The following is an 18,873-nucleotide window of genomic DNA, read 5'->3' as shown; positions in this document are numbered from 1 at the left end:
GCAATCTCCTTGCCCTTACCATTGTATACATCAGTTGTGATGCAGCCGGTATCTGCTGTGAAGCACTCCCCCATCAAGCAAGGACGATGAGATGCACTCCAGAGTGACACGGCGTTCCAGCTGTTCAAAGAGCTTCGGATGCTCCCGGCCTGCCAGCACCGGGAAGGTAAGCAAGCTGAGTTCATCGGCGATACCCTCTTCGATGAGATGACTGTTCAGGTGTCCGCCGCTGTCTGAGATGACTTTTGAATATCCAAATCTGCCGGATAGTTCAGTAAGTGCCTCCCGAATGTTTACGCGTGTTGTCCCGGACCGGATATACGGATATTCACGCTCCTCCAGATACGCCAGGTACTCTTTGGGAGTCGTCTCTGAAACCATCACTATCACATCTTTGATGTGCTCCAACCGCCGGTAGAAATGCAGTCTGTTCATCAACAGGCCTCTGCTGTCAACAAAAACACCGACCGGCCGTGGGTCATCTTCCTGCATCTCCGGTCGCATCATGTCATACTCAGCTTCAGACGGCATCTCCCCGCCAAGCTCAATCCCCGAAAGGGCAGTCGCAGAACCCACAAGAAGCGCATCCGGCTCAAAGGAGAGGAGGGTCCCGTAATGAATGCCAAGATCGACATCAAATCCGACATATGCTGTATCAAGACTGATACTGTTGTGAATGATTACGAACGGACGCATAAACAAAATATATACCGGGAACGATTCATTCTTTTTGGTCCTTACTGTTTCCCCCGGCCGGTAAATCTGAAATACCAGTACCACCTCTATCTCCCATCATGCGCACCAGCCACGCCCTCCTCCTCCGCCTCTGGCATGACCCGGAGTTTGACATGAAAAAAGCCACGGTGGAATATATCGACCGGGGGGCACCGAATAACCGTTCTGCTGCCGAAGGGGAGTATATCACCAATCTTGACCGCTACTATTTTGAAGTGATTTCAACCGTTGGAACCACACCGATACCGTATCACCGGATTCTGCGCATCACTTATGCGGGCATCCCCATCTGGGAAAAACAGACATAACCAGGTTTACGGCGTCTGAATATCCACACTCTCCGATAGTCCCTGCCGCTCCAAATCACATCAGTACCCGGTCGCGTAATACCAGCCATCCTCTTCCCGGATATGCAAGGGCACCCCAAAATGCCCGCCGATACGCTCGTCTGTCAGCATCTTTGCCTTCGGCCCGTCGCCGCAGAACCTTCCGTCCTTCATGAGGATGATACGGGACGTCTCGGGGATGATATCTGAGAGCATGTGTGTCACCATGATGATGCCGGTGCCTGCCTGCGCAATCTTTCTCAGGGTGGCGCGGAAGGTGTGCAGGGCATGGAGATCGAGGCTCGATGTCGGTTCATCAAGGATCAGTGCCTTTGGATCATGGACCAGCGCCCGGCCAATCAGAAACCGCCGGGCCTCGCCGGAGGACATCGTGGTGACCAGCCGGTCGGCGAGGTGGGTGATCTCAAGGAACCTGAGAACTTCATCCGTTTTCTGCTCCATTTCAGGCGTCGCCTCATTCCACCAGAGGCCGATGCTGGAAAAAAATCCGGAGAGAACGACATCGCGTCCGGTGATCTCACGGGTGAAGGTATACTGGAGTTCATTCGAGACAATCCCAAAATGCGACCTGAGGTCGGAAACATGCCATACATCCTTACCGCAGACGCGGAACCGAACTCCCTCTCCCCTGAGCGGATAATGATCCCGCGTAATGGCTTTGATAAACGAGGATTTACCTGCGCCGTTCGGACCAAGAATGGCGAGATGCTCCCCTTCCTGAATGGTAACAGTGAGAGAATCGAGCAGTTTCTTCGGGCCCTTCATCACGGTCACATCCCGAAACTCCAGAAGCGGGGGACGGGAGGGACTATCTGAGGCAGTATGTACGGCATGCATGGAGTATCAGCCAGATCACTTTCGGGAACCGGCCCTATCAACTTTTCCCACACAAAAGGATGGTGTCCGGATGCGCAATTCCGAAAGAGCATACCGGTTCTGATAAACAAATGATATGATTTCGTTCAGGGCAGAGCCTGTCGACGCCATACGAGGAAATTCGGGACGTTATGAGGCTAAATTCCACAAACAGTCACAGATACGCCAGAACGCCGCTCCGCATTACCAAAACATTCATAGAGGATAGTGCTGATTACACCTGTTATTTAAGGGGGCCAAAATGGAAAGCCACAAACTGTACGTTGGAAACCTGAAGCACTCAATGACGGAAGATGATCTCAGGGAGGTCTTTTCTTCGTTCGGCACACTCACCGATGTAAAAGTCATCCGTGACAGAGGATTCGGGTTTGTCACTTTTGAAACACTTGAAGGGGCAGAACAGGCACGCGAGGCTCTGGCAGGAAAGGAGTTCGAAGGGCGGACCCTCCGGGTTGAAGACGCCCGTCCGATCTACCTGAACGAGAGAAGACCATAATCCAGAGAGTCAGTTCGTCCGCCTCTCCGTGTACACATCTGTGAGAGGCACCTGCACTCTCTTTTCTGCACTCTCTTTTTTGATCTGCCTGCCCGGCCTTCGTGTACCACCGACGGCATACGGGTGGGCAACACCGGACGGACCTATACATGTCAGGTCACAGGAATAGTGCCTGATTTCAGGAAAAACTGCATAGGATTTGCTGACGGCAGGATTTCCGGCGTTATGATGACAAAGCAGTCCTTAAACAACCACATTCAAACCAATGCTTATAAATCACCACAAAAAAAACCACATATAAAACTCTCTGTTACTCGCCAAAGGTAATCCCATGCTAGAACCTGATATACCCATCCCGACAATCAATATTTACAACGTTATTGAAAATCCGATAGAAAATATCACACTCGCAATCATTACACTTATTCTGGGATCTATCATTGTCTACTTTATCGGAAAGAAGATATCCAGTTATGGAGTAAATTCTGTCCGGATTCCCCGGTTGATGATGGTCCACATCACCAATGCGATCAAGTTTTTCCTGTATCTTGTGGTGATCCTTATCGCCCTTGCATTCCTGGATGAAGATATCGAAGCGGTCATCATCAGTGTCAGTGCCCTTGTTACCTTTATCCTGGGTTTCGGCATGAAAGACACCATTAACAACATGGCATCCGGTGTCTGGATCGCCTCTTCACGGGCCTATGACATCGATGATGAGGTGACCATTGCAGGGCATCACGGCTACGTGACACAGATGAATATGATGGCGACAGAACTCAGAAAAGTCGATAATACCCGTATTATTGTCCCAAACGGAAATGCCTGGAATAACCCGATTGTCAACGTCTCCAAGATGCCGACCCGAATGATTGTTATGTCATATCAGGTGGCGTATACCACCACCATCAGCAATGCAATAGAAGTGGCACTGAACGCAGCATCCAAAACCCGGGGTATTCATGCTGAGCCCGAACCCTACGTGCGGTTCAGAGAGATTTCAGAGTATTCCATTACGCTTCAGCTGAGGGCATGGACTGATACCGACGGCTATTACCCTACAGAATCAGAACTGAAACGGACGCTATTCGCCGAACTGACCAATGCAGGCATTCAGATCCCATATCCAATGATGGATGTCAATGTCGCGCAGAGGTGAGCCAAACCCGATCCTGCTTTTTATTGAGTATTCGATACCGCACCGGCATAAACTCAAATTTCCGTCTCCCGACGGGTCCAACACCGGGGAGAGTGCAGTTCCGCCATTGGTGCCCAGAGATATTTATGCAATAAAACGAATGATCTCACATTAGCATGATGAAACGTCAGGAAGTTGATCTCGTCGCCATCGCACTGGATACGATGGAGAGATTTAATTTTAATCCCGAATTCCCCCGGTCCGTTCTTAAGGAAGTAAATGCCATCACAGCGGAGTTTCAGGAAGGAGAAGGAGATACTCGAGACCTCCGCTCTCTCCTCTGGTCGTCCATCGACAATTTTGACTCCATGGATCTCGACCAGATTGAGTACTGTAAAGAGGGGGAAAACGGCGAAATAGAGGTAAAGATAGCCATCGCTGACGTCGATGTGTATGTCCCGAAACATTCGGAAACAGACCGGTATGCCGCCTATAACGGCACCTCGGTCTATACCGGCATTGTCACCTTCCCCATGCTTCCCGACCGGCTTTCCAAAGGCATCTCCTCCCTTCTGCCTGGACAGGACTGCAGGGCGGTTGTCATCGAGTACACCGTTCTCCCGGACGGAAGCACCCGGCACGGAGAAATCTACAGGGCCATTGTCGCAAACAAGGCCAAACTCATCTACGAGGAGGTTGGGGAATGGCTGGAGGAAACCCGCGAAATCCCTCCGTCTGTCCGGGACGTGCCGGAACTCGAAGCGCAAATCCGTCTGCAGCACGAGGCAGCACAGCGCCTGAGACGCAGCCGTATGGAGCATGGCGCCCTTGACCTCAGGACCATTGAGCCGGAGCCGGTGGTCGAGGAAGGCCGGGTCAGAGACCTTGTGATCCAGCGTCAGGACCTTGCCCGGCAGGTGATTGAGGAGTTCATGGTCGCAGCCAACGGGACAACGGTTGCATTCCTTGAAGAGGCCGGACTGCCCATGATCGAACGGGTTGTCGTCACCCCGAAATACTGGGATGAAATTGTTGACACCGCAGCGGAATACGGCTGGAAACTGTCAAAACATCCGGATGCCAAATCACTCTCCCTGTTCCTGAAAAACGAACTGGAGAGAAGCCCCGAAACATTTCCTGATCTCTCACTGACCATCGTCAAACTGATGGGGCCGGGGGAATACATGGCCCGCGATCCACGCAAAAAACCCGTTGGCCACTTCGGACTTGCGGTCACTGACTACACCCATTCAACTGCACCAAACCGGCGATACGCAGACCTCATCATCCAGCGGCTTATAAAATCGGTCCTTGACCGGAAAGAATGCCCGTATACCTTCGAAGATCTGGAGGAGGATGCGGAATGGCTATCCGAACGGGACAAAGGCTCCAAGAAGGTCGAACGGTTCATGCGCAAGGCAGAGGCGGCCGTGCTTCTTCAGGACAGAATCGGGGAGACATTCGAGGCCTTTGTCACCGGCGCCTCGGAAAGGGGTACATATGTCAGGCTCATCACCCCGGCCGTGGAAGGCAGGGTGATGCGGGGCGAAGGGTGCCTGAAAGTGGGCCATAAAGTCATGGTGCGCCTCATTCACACAGATCCGTATAACGGATATGTCGATTTTGAATGCACCGCGAAACGGCCGGGTGTACGAAGATTCGGATAATCCTCTTTTTCCCGGAGGCACCAGCTAATCTTCCTGACGTCTTTGGTTCACTCCGCGGTGCGTTTCAGGTCTGCATCGGTGCAGGGCTCTGAAAAACACAGATTTCTGCCGAACAGTGCAGGACAGCGCAAAATAATGATACCTTTACGCAGAAAATGGGCATGAAAGTGACCACCCCCGACGGGTCACATCGCATCCCGGTAGATGGCAATAATATCATCCAGACCTGCCTCTCTTGGATTGGTCAGGCCGCAGACATCCTTCATGGCATTCTCTGCAAGCACCGGAAGGTCCTCATCCTTTGCACCGATTTCGGCAAGGCCGGACGGGATACCGATTGCAGCGGCGAGGTCCTTTATGGCATCGATGGTCGCCTCAGCCGCTTCTTCTGTGCTCATCCCTGACACATCCACCCCCATGGCCCGTCCGATGAGGACAAACCGTTCGGGTACAGCCTCTTTATTAAAGGCCTGCACATACGGCAGAAGAATTGCATTGCAGACACCATGCGGGAGGTTATAGAATCCGCCGAGCTGGTGTGCCATCGCATGCACATACCCGAGGCTTGCGTTATTAAAGGCAATGCCGGCGAGATATTCTGCATACGCCATCATCTCACGGGCCTCCATGTCCGTTCCATCCTTCACCGCCTGCGGGAGATATGCAGCAATCAGTTCAATTGACTTCAGCGCCGCGGCATCAGTGACCGGTGTCGCAATTGTCGAGACAAATGCCTCAACCGAGTGTGTCAGGGCATCCATGCCGGTTGCCGCAGTCAGAGACGGCGGCATACTCACCATCAGTTCGGGATCATTGATCGCCACATCAGGGGTAAGCCTCCAGTCAACCAGCGCCATTTTGATATGCCGGTCCGTGTCAGTGATGATGGAGAAGCTGGTCATCTCACTTGCGGTGCCGGCAGTAGTGTTCACAGTAATAAGCGGCGGAAGGGGTTTCAGATTGTGCCCCATACCTTCATAATCACTGATTTTCCCGCCATTTGTCGCAAGTACACCGATACCTTTCGCACAGTCCATCGGGCTGCCGCCCCCGACGGCCACAATCATATCACATGATTCACGCGCATACATCTCTGCACCGGCATGCACACTGGTGTCTGTGGGATTGGGTTCTGCTCCCGCAAAGACAGCGGATGCGACACCGGAACCCTTCAGAAGTGTTGCAACATTTTCAGCCAGTTCTTTCCCGTGTTTTGAAACTCCGCAGACAATAAGGGCTTTTGTCCCTCCGATCTGTTTTGCCTGGTTTCCAATCTCCTTTACGCACCCCGCCCCCATCAGAGCGATTTTAGGGTTATAAAACGTGTACACCATCTCCATTCCCTCCGGTTGGCACATCTCCTGTGCCCGCACCACCCCATACATTCCCGGAATATATAGTGATACCGCAGGTCGGATCCGGTTCCGGAGAGAATGGTCAGGGACATGGCACAGGAATACTGCAACCCCGTTCCAATCAGGGATAGTATATCATACAGGGAAACAAGGGGAAGTGAACGGGAGAGAGCAGAAGAGACCGGCTTCCCATAAAACCACCGGAATACCGGATATTCGTACCGGATAATGCGATACAAGACAGAATTCACTCCATTTTTCAAATAAATATCCATTTTCGGCGTAAATCCCAATGAGTGAGTAGTTACTCATTTAAACAGGGAGATGAAATTATTATTGCATCCGCAGTAATGCACGGAAAAATAGGAGGGATGGTGTGAGCAGGCATTTATCAGAAGAAAAACGGAGGGCCCTGATGGAAGCGGCGGTTGATCTCTTTTCAACACAGGGGTTTCATGCAACCCCGACACAGCAGATATCAGACCGTGCCGGGGTTTCGGCGGGGACGCTCTTCCGATACTTCCGGACAAAAGAAGAGCTGATTGATACGCTCTATTCCTCCATTCACCGGGCACTCGCCGATGCGGTGGATGAGGCAATCCGTCCGGAGATACCGGTTGAAGAGCAGATTAAAAATGTGAAGCGGCAGGTGCTCCACTGGATGTTTGAAAATCCAAAAAAGACTATCTTCTTTGAACAGTTCTCCTCTTCCCCGAACATCACAGGGAAGGCAAAAGAGGAAGCGGTGATCCGCTTTTCCGCCCTTGACGAGCTCTACCAGAAAGCGGTGTCCCGTGGAATACTCAAAGGGATTAACCGGGAGGTGTTTCTGGCTCATTTCTGGTACCCGAACTTTATGCTCATCCACCTGCACACCTTCGGCAGACTGCAGAGTGACATCGAGGAGACCATTGAACAGTCGGTTGCGTCAATGTGGTGCGGAATGGAGCAAAAAACAGTGACACCGGCAGAAAAAGGAGAGGAGACGGGAAATGGCATACCGCCATACAGGGGGCCTGCAACCGCCTCACGCCATCAGAGTTTTTCTGACAAAAACACAGGAGTACCGGGCACATAATCCCGGACAATAATCTTCAGGCATACAACAATACAGGAACAACATCAGAATGGACAAATTACAGGGATACCGGAAAATGCTCCGCACAGGAGACTGGATAAAATTTTATCCGCTCTTTCCGCTGGCTGGAGCATGCCTCGCAGCAGGCATCGCACCCGACCTTATTACCGTCTTTGTACTCTTCTTCTTCATCACCGGATACGGATTTGTGATTAATAATCTGTATGATGCAGAGATAGACAGCAAACATTCAGGAAAGACAAAAACGGGAAAAAACCCGTTTGCTGACAACGTGGTATCAAAAGGGGAGACCATCGCAATGTGTGCGGTGCTCGCAGGAATACCGCTTCTGGCATCCCTTCTTATTTCGGGACCCGGGTTTGTGTGTACCCTCCTCTGCCTCATAGCCCTGACCCTGTATTCGGCAACACCAGCGAGGCTCAAGGACCGGTTCGCAGCAGACATCATCTGCCATGGCCTGATGTTCGGGGGACTGCCGTTTCTTGCGGGCTATGCACTTGCCGGAGGCGGGATTCCGGGACCATTCTCCCTTGCCGCTGCAGCGGCGCTTGTCTGCACCTTCATCTGTTGTGAAGCGCTGATTGCACACGAGATTATGGATTATCATGAGGATTTGGGCACCACCTACACCACCGTTGTCGGCATCGGTTTACGAAACGGTGTGCTCCTTCTGGGCATCACGGCTCTGCTCTCCCTTGCGGCCCTTGAACTGATGGCATGGTGGTTTGCGGTAGATATCACCATCAATGCGGTGATTTTTATCTTCCTCATCATCTATCCCCTCTACAGCTGCCGGGATCTGCTGGTGCCTGCCGCCGGAAAAGGCTGCCGTCTCCTGATGAATGACCATATATTCCGGGTCCGGTGAACCGCATGATAACCGTAATCATTCCCGCACTCAATGAAGAAGAGACCATTCTCGCATGTCTGCAGTCGCTTGCGGCCCAGACCATCCCAAGGGAGGCCTATGAAATCATCGTTGTCGACGGGGGTTCTTCAGATAATACCCGTGAACTCGCTGCCACCATCGCAGACCGGGTAATCCCACAGAAACGCCCCGGCATCGGCGGTGCACGCGGGGACGGTGCCACAGCGGCAAACGGGAATATCCTTGTCTTCACCGATGCAGATACCCGCCACCCCTCAACCTGGCTGGAGACAATCCGGGAGGAACTTACCACCGGCGGGTATGATGTCTGCACGGGGCCGGTCCGGTTTTATAACCGTACCATCCGTTCATGCATCATACAGGGATGGCGGCAGTATTACCTGCTGCTCCACCCATTCGGGTTTTACTGGCTCATCGGGTCTAATTTCGCGGTGAAAAAAGATGTGTATATGAAGGCAGGCGGTCACCGGAATATCTCAATCCTCGAGGACTATGACCTTTCACTGCGTCTTACAGATACCGGTGCACGGTGCACCTACAATCGCCGCACCGCAGTTCACACCTCTGCACGCCGGATGAAAGGAATCGTCCCGTATACCGGAATCTATCTTACCGGATTTTATCACTACCATATCACCGGAAGTGATGATAGCCTCCTGAAATATCCTCAACCGCGTACTATCTCGCTTCAGCGGTTTACTAAGCCCGGCGGACTAAAAGAAACACGAATGAAGATTGTTTCTGCCTGGTGCAAATTAATCCTGAACGGTCCGCGATTCGACTGAAAGACTGAAGCGACAAACGGGATGCCGTCCATCCTGAATAACGCACCGTTCCTTTTTTTTCTGTTCAGAAGACTACATACTGCTGCCATCCCGACAGGCTCCCACAATCACAAACCCATTCCGTATCCCCACAAAAATCTCTGCTGGCATCCATATCCTTTAAGTATGCGCCAACCGATAGTTCATTAGTGAACCGTTCAGTAATGAACACGTCATACCGGAAGCGTATGAACAAACGGTGATCGATCATGAAAGGCATGCTGAAATGTACCACCCAAAACGGGCATACACACTCTTTGATCACCCTGTATGTCCTGCATTCCCTGCACCGCGAACCAAAAACCGGCTATGACCTCCTCAGGGAAATTGAAGCGTTAACCGGAGGGGCATGGGTGCCGAGCAAAGGGACCATCTACCCGATGCTCCGCCAACTCGCAGATGAAGGGATTATTGCTCCGCAGGAGACAGGGGCCCGGGCAAAGACCATCTATGCCCTGACAGAAGACGGAGAGGCCACCCTTTCGGAGATGAAGGAGTGCAGGCACCAGTCACGCGAAAACGTCCGGCTGCTCAGAAATATTCACACTGAGATCTTCGGGGAAGGGCGTGCCTCCCTCGCAGAGAGATTATGGGAGATACGGGAGTGCGTGCGTGGCCTGCCGGAGGAGAAACAGGAGAGAGCAGCAGAGATCCTTGTGCAATGCAAGAGAGACCTCGGTGAACTGGAGAAAGAGGAGGAGGAAGAGAAATGAACGCGATTCAGGTAGAGAAGCTCACCAAACGGTTCGGGGATTTCACAGCGGTTGATTCGGTCTCCTTTGATATCATACAAGGAGAGATATTCGGCCTTTTGGGCCCGAACGGTGCCGGAAAGACCACGACAATCTCCATGCTCTCCACACTTCTGGAACCGACATCGGGCAGGGCTCTTGTCAATGGCATCGACATTCAGGGGGATCAGGACGGCGTGCGGAAATCCATCGGTATTGTTTTTCAGGACCAGAGCCTTGATGAGGAGCTGACTGCGTGGGAGAACATGGACTTCCACGGCCGGCTGTACCGCATCCCGAAAAAAGTCCGGGAAGAGCGGACAACAGAACTCCTGCACCTTGTGGAGCTGAACGAACGAAAAGACAGCCTGGTGAAGACCTTCTCCGGCGGCATGCGGCGCCGTCTTGAAATTGCCCGCGGCCTCCTGCACGAACCGGCGGTTCTCTTTCTGGACGAGCCGACCCTCGGCCTTGACCCCCAGACCCGCAACCATCTCTGGGAGTACATCCAGACCCTGAACCGGACAAAGGGCATCACCATCATTCTCACCACTCACTACATGGACGAAGCAGACCGGCTCTGCGACCGCATCGCCATCATCGACCGGGGGACCATCATTGCCATGGACACTCCGGAAGAGCTGAAAAAACACGTTGGCGGGGATGTGGTAACCGTATCATCCCCTGATTCCGGGAGAATTGCCACTGAAATCTCCGCTCCGTGGATCTCCGGTGCCGAGCAGCATGACGGACAGGTAACCATCCGCCTCCGGTCCGCAGAGGAGCATATTGCAGAACTCATCCGGCTGTTCGGGGAGCGAAACTATGAGATCACCTCAGTATCCATCCATAAGCCAACGCTGGAGGATGTCTTTTTGCACTACACCGGAAAGACCATCCGGGAGCAGGAGGCAGGGGCAACCGACCGGATACGGATGATGATGGGGAGGAGGCATTAAATGGATATCGTCTATACGCTCTGGCTGCGCAGCGTCAAGCGCTACGTCCGGTCAAAGAGCAGGATTGTCGGGAGTCTGGGCATGCCGGTCTTCTTCCTTCTTGCCTTGGGATTCGGGCTGAATTCGGTCGTGCAGATACCGGGCAGCACCGGGGAGAACTACATCCAGTTTCTGATTCCCGGCATCATTGCGATGAGTGTACTCTTCACCTCGGTCTTCTCCGGCATACAGATAATCTGGGACAAACAGTTCGGGTTCCTGAAAGAGACGCTTGTGGCACCCGTCTCCCGCCTTGAGATCATGCTCGGCCAGACCTTCGGCGGCGCCACCACCGCAGTCATACAGGGGGCCTTCATTCTCATCATATCGCTCTTCATCGGCCTGAGCATCCCCTCTGTTGCAGGGTTTCTCATCGCCTTTCTCTTCATGACACTCATCGGCATCTGCTTTGCGGCATTCGGTATTGCCATTGCGTCAAAGATGGAGGACATGCACGGCTTCCAGCTGATCATGAACTTTGTGGTCTTCCCGATATTCGGGCTATCCGGCGCACTCTTCCCCATTGAAAGCCTGCCGGAATGGGTGGTGCCCCTGACGCTCATCGACCCCCTCACCTATGGCGTGGAGGGCATCCGCTACGGTCTTCTGGGCACATCTGCCATCCATCCCCTGATCTGCCTCACAGCCCTCTGTGCCTGCACGGTCATAATGATTGTCGCAGGTGCTCTGCTCTTCCGGAAGGCGTCCATCTGAAGGATGATACAGCACAAAACGGGAAAACCGGTTAAAAATAGAAAAAGTGGAGCAGGAATATAGGTGGACGGCAGGGAAAGAGTAAAAACCCCTTTCCTGCCACATGGTTTCATCCAACTGGCAGATGCCGCCTGTCTCAGACAACAATCGCAGGCTGCAGCAGTTCAAGCGAGTGATCCAGAATTTCCATCCCGGTATCAATATGCCGTTTTTCAATCACCAGCGGCGGACAGAACCGGATAACCGAAACTCCCGCAGGCAGCATCGTGAGCCCACGCCTGAAAGACTCATTCAACACACGGGTGCGTTCCTCTTTTGCCGGCTCCTTTGTCGTCCGGTTACGGACCAGTTCTGCACCGACCATCAGGCCCATTCCCCGCACATCGCCGATAACCTCATGCCGTTTCTGCAGGGCACGCAGCTTCCCGATCAGGTATTCCCCCATATCCGTGACATGCTCACCAAACCCGGGCCGGTCCATGACGGTGAGCGTGGCAAGGGCTGCCGCACAGGCGGCATTATTCCCGCCAAAGGTGCTCGCATGCGAGCCGGGCGGCCAGTTCATCACGTCTTCTGAGGCTACCGTCACACCCAGCGGGAACCCGCCGCCAAGGGCTTTTGAGAGGCAGACAATGTCAGGGACGATGCCAAACTGTTCAGAGGCAAGGAAGGTGCCGGTCCGGAAACATCCGGACTGCACCTCATCGACGATGAGGAGAATGCCGTATTTGTCACAGACCTCACGCAGGCGTTTTAAAAACGTCCGGGGCGGCACCACATATCCCCCTTCGCCCTGAATGGGTTCAACGATAATCGCCGCCACCTCTTCAGGTGAGACCTCCATCGGGAATACCTCTTCTTCGAGGTACTGGATGACATCCACATCACAGGTCTCTGTTTTAAATCCGAACGGGCGGTAGGGGTTCGGATAGGGTACATGAATAACCGGCAGAAACGGGCCGAAATATTTGCGCTGGATGACACGGGATGCGGTCAGGCTCAGCGCACCGTAGGTCCGGCCATGAAATCCGCCGTAAAACGCGATGAAATATTTCCGTTTGGTGTGATGGCGGGCCAGTTTCAGGGCGGCCTCGATAGTCTCGGCCCCGGAATTTGAGAGATATACACGGTTCAGGTCACCCGGAAGCATGGAAACGAGTTTTTCCGCAAACCGGACGGGTGTTTCCGAGCAGTAGTCCAGAAATGCACCATGGGAGAGCTTCCGCACCTGGTCGGTGACCGCCTGCACGACGTCCGGGTGGTTCCACCCGAGATTCATCACGGCAATGCCTGCAGAGAAGTCCAGGTAGCGGTTGCCGTCCACATCCCAGAGGTTCATGCCCTCCGCCCGGTCAACGACCAGCGGATATTCCCGCACCATCGACTGCGAGATGACCCCTGCATCCCGGCGGAGAATGGCCTGTGCCTTCGGGCCGGGGGGCACGGTTGCTATGAGTGGTTTCATGGTCTAAGATACGATTCCGGTATATAATACCCGTCGTCCGGCAAACTCTGAACGGGAGCCAATAAACAGGTATTTTCGAAATAAATTGTCCATAGAAACCCATATAACTTTTATTTGTTTGAATGAATCTAAATTTGGAGCAGAAACCAGAATTGGACAACCATCACGTCGATATCCAAAAACTAGCTGCACAAAAACGCTCGCCCATCACAAAACAGGCACTCCCATCCAAAAATAAATGCAGCATCCATTTGACTGATTATTTTAACCCTCCACTCCAAATACTCACAAAATACGTACAGCATGGTTTTGGCCCGGATTCGCGTGTCATCCGGCATCAGGTGCCGGCCACCGGATTTTGTCGGGCAAAAATCAACTGTAATGTTTTGGTGAGATAACAATGCAGAGATCATCGGTCATACGGTACATTCAGGTCATCATCCTTGCAGTGGTGGTGATTGCAATCATCCTCTTATCCGTCCTTTCAACCGGTATTGGCGGCGGGATAGGATTTTTCGGCACAGATGCAGGGCAAAAGAACAATTCCCCCGATTCACCCTTTTCGGGGACGATCAGAATACTAACCACACCAGATATTCACAGCCATCTCGGTGCAATGAGTGATACCGATACCGGCACACGCATCGGAAGAGTCAGTGCGCTGGCAGACAGGCTGGGTGAGGAAAACGATACCACCCTGTATCTCTTTGCAGGCGATCTCGGCGAGGGCAGCTTCTACCATATGTACACGGGAATCCCCGAGGTGACTGCCTATTCAATGGCAGGAGTTGACGCAGCCGTACCCGGAAACCATGCATTTGATTTTTCAACCGGATTCTTTGAGGAATGGGCCACGAATGCGTCCTACCCAGTCATCTGTGCCAATCTTGATTTCACGGACGCCACGTTCAACGATACGGTGAAGGATTACATCATTCTTGACGCCGGCGGGGTACAGGTGGGAGTATTCGGCATTATAACCCCCCAGCTTGAAAAAATCGTTATCCTTGATGATGATGTCATACTGCATGAAAACACGGTTGAAATCGGAAATGCAGCGGTGAAATCCCTCAAGGATGAGGGAGCCGACATCATTATCGCCCTCACTCATCAGGACAGGGATGAGGATACCCTCCTTGCCAGATCCGTTCCGGGCATTGACCTGATCATCGGGGGCCATGACCATCTCGTCTGGAACGAGACGGTATTTTCCGGTGACGGCAGCGAGACGCTCATCGTCCATGCTGGAAAATACGGCGAGGAGATGGACACTGTCGATATAACCCTTGAAAACGGCGTCGTTACCGGAACAACACTTCAGCGGTATGAGATCACGGAGGCACTGCCGGATGATGCGTCCGTCACCTCGTTTGTGGCACCGTATTACGATAGATATACCGAGAGCCTGTCCAAAGGCATCGGGTATTCGACGGTCTCCCTTGATGTTCAGAAACAGACACTGCGAACAGGGGAGACAAATGCCGGAGATTTCATCACGGATGCCGTCCGTGAAAACATCCCCGGCGTTGACATTGCGCTCCTCAATTCAGGGGCGATACGAGGCGACTGTATCATTCCGGCCGGGGAGATATCGTACCTTACCCTGAATGAGATATTCCCGTACGAAAATCTTATTGTAACGGTGCAGATGACCGGGAGTGAGATAAAAGAGACGCTTGAGCGGTCCGCATCCGCACTTATCGTCACCGGCGACGGATGCCCCGGGGATGAACGGGCGCCATCGGGAGGATTTTTGCAGGTGTCAGGCATACGGTTTACCATCAATACCGGGGCGGATTCCTTCTGCATTGACTATGACACGGACACGGTGAAATCTGCGGGAGAGAGGATCGAAAACCTCTCGGTTGTGACGGAGTCCGGGGGCGTGGTGCCGATTGATATGGAGAAGAGCTACACGGTTGCAGTGAACGATTACATGGCCGGCGGAGGGGACGGGTACACAAACCTTGGTGCCATTCCGGATGCGAGGAAATTTAACACCGAGATTAACCTGATGGATCTTGTTGCGGGTGATATTGAGAAGAATTCTCCAATATCACCGGGGACGGATGGCAGGATTATGGTTGTGCAGTGACAAAGAGATCCTGGAGGAAATACTCCCTTATTATACCCTTTTTCTCAAGCATCTCAGGATGTGATTTTGACAGGTGGCATCTGCCCATATTTTTCCGTACATTGTTTGTAATGGCGAACATTTGTTCGCAGATACAAACGTTTATTGAGGCGTTTTATCCGGTTCTTCACACCTCCCTCCCGCACCCACTCGCAAACGCCGCCTCCCGCACCGCAGCCGCCACCGCCTGCACCAGACCACGGTCAAGAACGGAGGGCATCAGATCCTCCTCTGTCGGATGTGTATGATACCGGGCTAGTGCTTCAGCTGCCGCCACCTTCATCTCGTCTGAGATGCCTGTCGCACTGGCATCGAGGGCACCGCGGAAGACACCGGGGAAGGCCAGTGCATTATTGATCTGGTTCGGATAATCGCTTCTGCCGGTCCCGACGATGCGGGCTCCTCCCTGCCGGGCCGCCTCCGGCCAAATCTCAGGGACCGGATTTGCCATCGCAAAGACGATTGGGTTGTCATTCATGGTTTGTATCATCGCTTCTGTCAGGAGTGCAGGGGCTGACACACCGATGAATACATCTGCACCCTCAACGGCATCTGCTAAGGTGCCCGTCATCCCCGCCCGGTTGGTGTCACTGGCAAGAATGAACTTGTATTTGTTCCTGTACAGCCCGGCCCGCTTCCGGTGAATTATTCCCTGCCGGTCACAGACAATGATGTCACCGACCATGTCACAGAGATCGGCGCTGTAGCCAATGCACCGGAGGATCCGGGCGATGGCATACCCGGCGGCACCGGCACCGGAGATCACGATCCTGAGGTCTGCAAACTCCTTTCCGGTCACCCGGCAGGCGTTAATGAGAGCCGCAAGCACCGTTATCGCCGTCCCGTGCTGGTCATCGTGCATCACCGGAATGCCAATATCCTGCAGATCATCCTCAATCTGGAAGCAGTGCGGTGCGGCAATGTCCTCCAGATTAATGCCCCCGAATGCCGGGGCGATATGGCGTATCGCATCGGTGATGCCGGGGAAATACGTATCAAAACAGACAGGATATGCATCGATCCCTGCAAATTCTCTGAAGATCGCAGCTTTCCCCTCCATCACCGGCACTGCCGCAAGGCCGCCGATATTGCCCAGTCCAAGCACCGCCGACCCGTCGGTGACAATCGCAATGGCATTGCCCTTCATCGTCAGACGGTATGCTGACATCGGATATGTCCGGATTCCCCGGCAGACCGCCGCTACACCCGGTGAATACGCCCGGGAGAGATCGTTTCTGGTTGAAAGCGGCACCTTCACCCGTGTCTCAATCTTCCCCCGGTGCTCTCTGTGCAGTTCAAGCGCCTCACGATAGATATCCTCCCCACTCTCCTTCTCACCAGCCAGACACATCCCTCCGCATGAGACGGAGATCGGGAGAGGAGATATATGGTCTTTCGCATAGCCTGATTGCCATTCATCTCCGCCACCTGAGAGCCGGAGAGAGACAGGGTCTTTGCTGAATCGTGTGAATAAATGTCCCAGAGATTCCTCTTTTGGCAGGCGGAAAAACCATTGCAGAACAGATTATAAGGGGATATCTGCCGGATTCCGGTTGCACCATGACCGGGAATCAGCAGAGAAAATCACACCGTGCCGCAAAATGCAGTGGTGAATATTACTCCGCCCTGCATGCGGCGACCTCCTTTTTGAAGAGCCAGTTTCTGAATGCAAGCGGTGTTATGACCGTCGTCAGAATGCTCATCACGACGATTGAGGCATAGATATCCTGCCCGATGAGCGAGAGGTTCAGACCGAGGAGGGCGACGATCATCGCCACCTCCCCCCTCGGCGACATACCGAACCCGATAGCAAGGGAGTCTCTGTTGGAATACCCGAGCAGTCGCGCAGGAATACCACAGCCGACCACTTTTGTGACAATCGCAATTACCGTAATAACGGTGATAAAAAGAAGCACCGGAACGGTCAGTGCCGTTAAATCGACCAGTATGCCCAGCGATACGAAGAAGACTGAGGCAAATATGATATAGAGATATTCCGCACCCTCTGCGATGTCCCGGCTGTGTATCAGGTTGATGCCGTTAAAGGAAACACCTGCAATGAACGCCCCGATAATAGCAGATATCCCGATAAACTCGGACATCGCGGCAAAGAGGAATGCGATCATCACCGCAAATATGAACACAAACTCGGGGTAGCGTTGTGCAATCGGGCTCTGGTCCATTTTGACGATCATCTTTGAGATTACAAGGAGGCCAATCAGGGCGATAAGAATCAGGAATCCGACCTGTTTTATGATGATAAAAGCAAGGCTCTCTATCGAGAAGGTCCCTGATGCGACATCTGCCGTTATCGAAAGTGCAAGAAGACTGAGGATATCGTCAATAACCGCTGTGCCGATGATCGCCTTTGCAAATTCGGTGTCTAAGATGCACATCTCCTTCAGGACGTTGGCCGTTATGGCGATGGACGTCGCAGTAAGCGCCGTCCCGATGAAAAGGGCACTTTCATGACTGAACCCAAAGGCTACTGAGGCACCATAGCCGCCTAACCATGGGACAATGATTCCGATTATTCCGATTATTCCGTACTTCGCATTTGTCAGGTCCTCGATTTTAAACTCAAACCCAATAACAAACATGAGGATGACAGCACCCAGTCCGGCAATCGCCTGGACGAACTCCGTATAGGTTATTAATCCCAGAACAGAAGGACCGACAATTAAGCCAAGCAATATCTCACCGACAACTGCTGACTGATTGATCCTCGACGCAAGAAGATAGCCTGCAAGAGCAAAGAAAAGCAGGAGCGTCATCTGAAGTTCCACAGGTGGCACTATCCCGGCACTCATCCCAGTGTATGGGTCAGTCAGACATATCAGTTTATTGGCGAAAAATTTCAGATGGGCAAATCTGTGTTCCCATCGAACACCCGGCATTCACTCCCGGAAAAGAGCCTGCAAACCTGCCATTTCCCTCCGGTTCATCCACAGATTCTCAGCGGTATACCGGAATCAGTGAAAATACAGATATCCATACACGAAGCGAAAGGCAGGAAATTGAAAAAAGGAGGAATTCCATTCTGCAAAACCGTGAGATATGTGTCCTCAGCCGGAAAATTGCCTGAAATTTCTCTGGCGAATTATACAAATGGAACCGATTGAATGCACCTCAAGGAAACAGATGTCTGTACGGCCGAAACCGGATCGGAAATGCCGGACCCGGTCGCAAACTGCGAAAGAAGTCAGATGTATAGAAGAACAGCAGTTATTCTGCGATTCATAGCAGACCCGTTCAGTGCACGAGTATTCACATGCCAAAATTTCAGATACCCTCCAGATAGGAGAAAGTAAAACAAATATCGCCGTTCAATGCTGAGGACTCTGTGCACGGGTTTACTAAATCATCCCGATTAGCACACCCTCCATCAGGAAATAACCATTTAAT

Annotated in this window: 17 protein-coding genes; 11 read left to right on the top strand and 6 right to left on the bottom strand. The window is 52.7% G+C overall.

The annotated features are described in order from the left end of the window. Positions 1–30: 30 nt before the first annotated feature. Positions 31–696, bottom strand: coding sequence for a dihydrofolate reductase family protein (locus L1S32_RS11835; RefSeq protein ID WP_278155303.1), 666 nt, complete (start codon positions 694–696; stop codon positions 31–33). Positions 697–794: 98 nt separating this feature from the next. On the opposite strand from L1S32_RS11835, the gene L1S32_RS11830 reads away from it, so the two are divergent. Beyond that, on the top strand, positions 795–1,043 hold the full coding sequence (locus tag L1S32_RS11830; protein WP_278155302.1) for a DUF504 domain-containing protein: 249 nt from the start codon (positions 795–797) through the stop codon (positions 1,041–1,043). Positions 1,044–1,103: 60 nt separating this feature from the next. Here the strand turns inward: L1S32_RS11830 and L1S32_RS11825 are convergent, their stop codons facing one another. Beyond that, entirely contained in the window at positions 1,104–1,919 is an 816-nt protein-coding gene (locus tag L1S32_RS11825) for an ATP-binding cassette domain-containing protein (protein ID WP_278155301.1), read from the bottom strand. A 280-nt stretch (positions 1,920–2,199) separates the two neighbouring features. Between L1S32_RS11825 and L1S32_RS11820 the strand changes: the two genes are divergently transcribed. The 3 genes from L1S32_RS11820 to L1S32_RS11810 all read left to right on the top strand — a co-directional run bounded on the left by L1S32_RS11820 (position 2,200) and on the right by L1S32_RS11810 (position 5,259). After that, positions 2,200–2,454 carry an RNA-binding protein gene (locus L1S32_RS11820; protein ID WP_278155300.1) on the top strand — a complete coding sequence of 85 codons (255 nt, stop codon included), beginning with the start codon at positions 2,200–2,202 and terminating at the stop codon, positions 2,452–2,454. A 331-nt stretch (positions 2,455–2,785) separates the two neighbouring features. Further along, the gene (locus tag L1S32_RS11815) at positions 2,786–3,613 is read left to right on the top strand and encodes a mechanosensitive ion channel family protein (protein ID WP_278155299.1); all 828 of its coding nucleotides are present in this window, start codon (positions 2,786–2,788) and stop codon (positions 3,611–3,613) included. A 155-nt stretch (positions 3,614–3,768) separates the two neighbouring features. Further along, on the top strand, positions 3,769–5,259 hold the full coding sequence (locus L1S32_RS11810) for an RNB domain-containing ribonuclease (RefSeq protein WP_278155298.1): 1,491 nt from the start codon (positions 3,769–3,771) through the stop codon (positions 5,257–5,259). 185 nt (positions 5,260–5,444) lie between these two features. Here the strand turns inward: L1S32_RS11810 and L1S32_RS11805 are convergent, their stop codons facing one another. Then, entirely contained in the window at positions 5,445–6,593 is a 1,149-nt protein-coding gene (locus L1S32_RS11805; RefSeq protein ID WP_278155297.1) for an iron-containing alcohol dehydrogenase, read from the bottom strand. A gap of 397 nt (positions 6,594–6,990) precedes the next feature. Between L1S32_RS11805 and L1S32_RS11800 the strand changes: the two genes are divergently transcribed. From L1S32_RS11800 to L1S32_RS11775, 6 genes are all read left to right on the top strand, one after another. Next, on the top strand, positions 6,991–7,692 hold the full coding sequence (locus L1S32_RS11800) for a TetR/AcrR family transcriptional regulator (RefSeq protein ID WP_278155296.1): 702 nt from the start codon (positions 6,991–6,993) through the stop codon (positions 7,690–7,692). A gap of 49 nt (positions 7,693–7,741) precedes the next feature. After that, positions 7,742–8,581, top strand: a complete 840-nt coding sequence (locus L1S32_RS11795) for a UbiA prenyltransferase family protein (protein ID WP_278155295.1) — start codon at positions 7,742–7,744, stop codon at positions 8,579–8,581. 5 nt (positions 8,582–8,586) lie between these two features. After that, entirely contained in the window at positions 8,587–9,387 is an 801-nt protein-coding gene (locus L1S32_RS11790; RefSeq protein WP_278155294.1) for a glycosyltransferase, read from the top strand. A gap of 248 nt (positions 9,388–9,635) precedes the next feature. Next, a complete protein-coding gene (locus L1S32_RS11785) occupies positions 9,636–10,139 on the top strand; it encodes a PadR family transcriptional regulator (protein WP_278155293.1) in 504 nt (167 codons plus the stop codon). Beyond that, the gene (locus L1S32_RS11780) at positions 10,136–11,116 is read left to right on the top strand and encodes an ATP-binding cassette domain-containing protein (protein ID WP_278155292.1); all 981 of its coding nucleotides are present in this window, start codon (positions 10,136–10,138) and stop codon (positions 11,114–11,116) included. Before L1S32_RS11785 ends, L1S32_RS11780 begins: the two co-directional genes overlap by 4 nt. After that, a complete protein-coding gene (locus tag L1S32_RS11775) occupies positions 11,117–11,869 on the top strand; it encodes an ABC transporter permease (RefSeq protein WP_278155291.1) in 753 nt (250 codons plus the stop codon). It begins immediately after the preceding gene. Between the two features lie 136 nt (positions 11,870–12,005). Here L1S32_RS11775 and L1S32_RS11770 read toward each other — a convergent pair whose 3' ends face one another. After that, the gene (locus L1S32_RS11770; RefSeq protein ID WP_278155290.1) at positions 12,006–13,334 is read right to left on the bottom strand and encodes an acetyl ornithine aminotransferase family protein; all 1,329 of its coding nucleotides are present in this window, start codon (positions 13,332–13,334) and stop codon (positions 12,006–12,008) included. Positions 13,335–13,734: 400 nt separating this feature from the next. On the opposite strand from L1S32_RS11770, the gene L1S32_RS11765 reads away from it, so the two are divergent. Next, complete coding sequence (locus L1S32_RS11765; RefSeq protein ID WP_278155289.1) at positions 13,735–15,429, top strand: bifunctional UDP-sugar hydrolase/5'-nucleotidase; 1,695 nt, start codon at positions 13,735–13,737, stop codon at positions 15,427–15,429. Between the two features lie 166 nt (positions 15,430–15,595). Here L1S32_RS11765 and L1S32_RS11760 read toward each other — a convergent pair whose 3' ends face one another. Together L1S32_RS11760 and L1S32_RS11755 are read right to left on the bottom strand one after the other, a co-directional pair. Continuing rightward, positions 15,596–16,819 (bottom strand): NADP-dependent malic enzyme, encoded by a 1,224-nt coding sequence (locus tag L1S32_RS11760; RefSeq protein WP_278155288.1) that lies wholly within the window; start codon positions 16,817–16,819, stop codon positions 15,596–15,598. A 265-nt stretch (positions 16,820–17,084) separates the two neighbouring features. Continuing rightward, positions 17,085–18,278 carry a cation:proton antiporter gene (locus L1S32_RS11755; RefSeq protein WP_278155287.1) on the bottom strand — a complete coding sequence of 398 codons (1,194 nt, stop codon included), beginning with the start codon at positions 18,276–18,278 and terminating at the stop codon, positions 17,085–17,087. Positions 18,279–18,873: the final 595 nt, after the last annotated feature.

The sequence above is a fragment of the Methanogenium sp. S4BF genome (assembly GCF_029633965.1).
Classification (GTDB): Archaea; Halobacteriota; Methanomicrobia; order Methanomicrobiales; family Methanomicrobiaceae; genus Methanogenium.
This window is presented reverse-complemented; position numbering and strand designations above follow the sequence as displayed.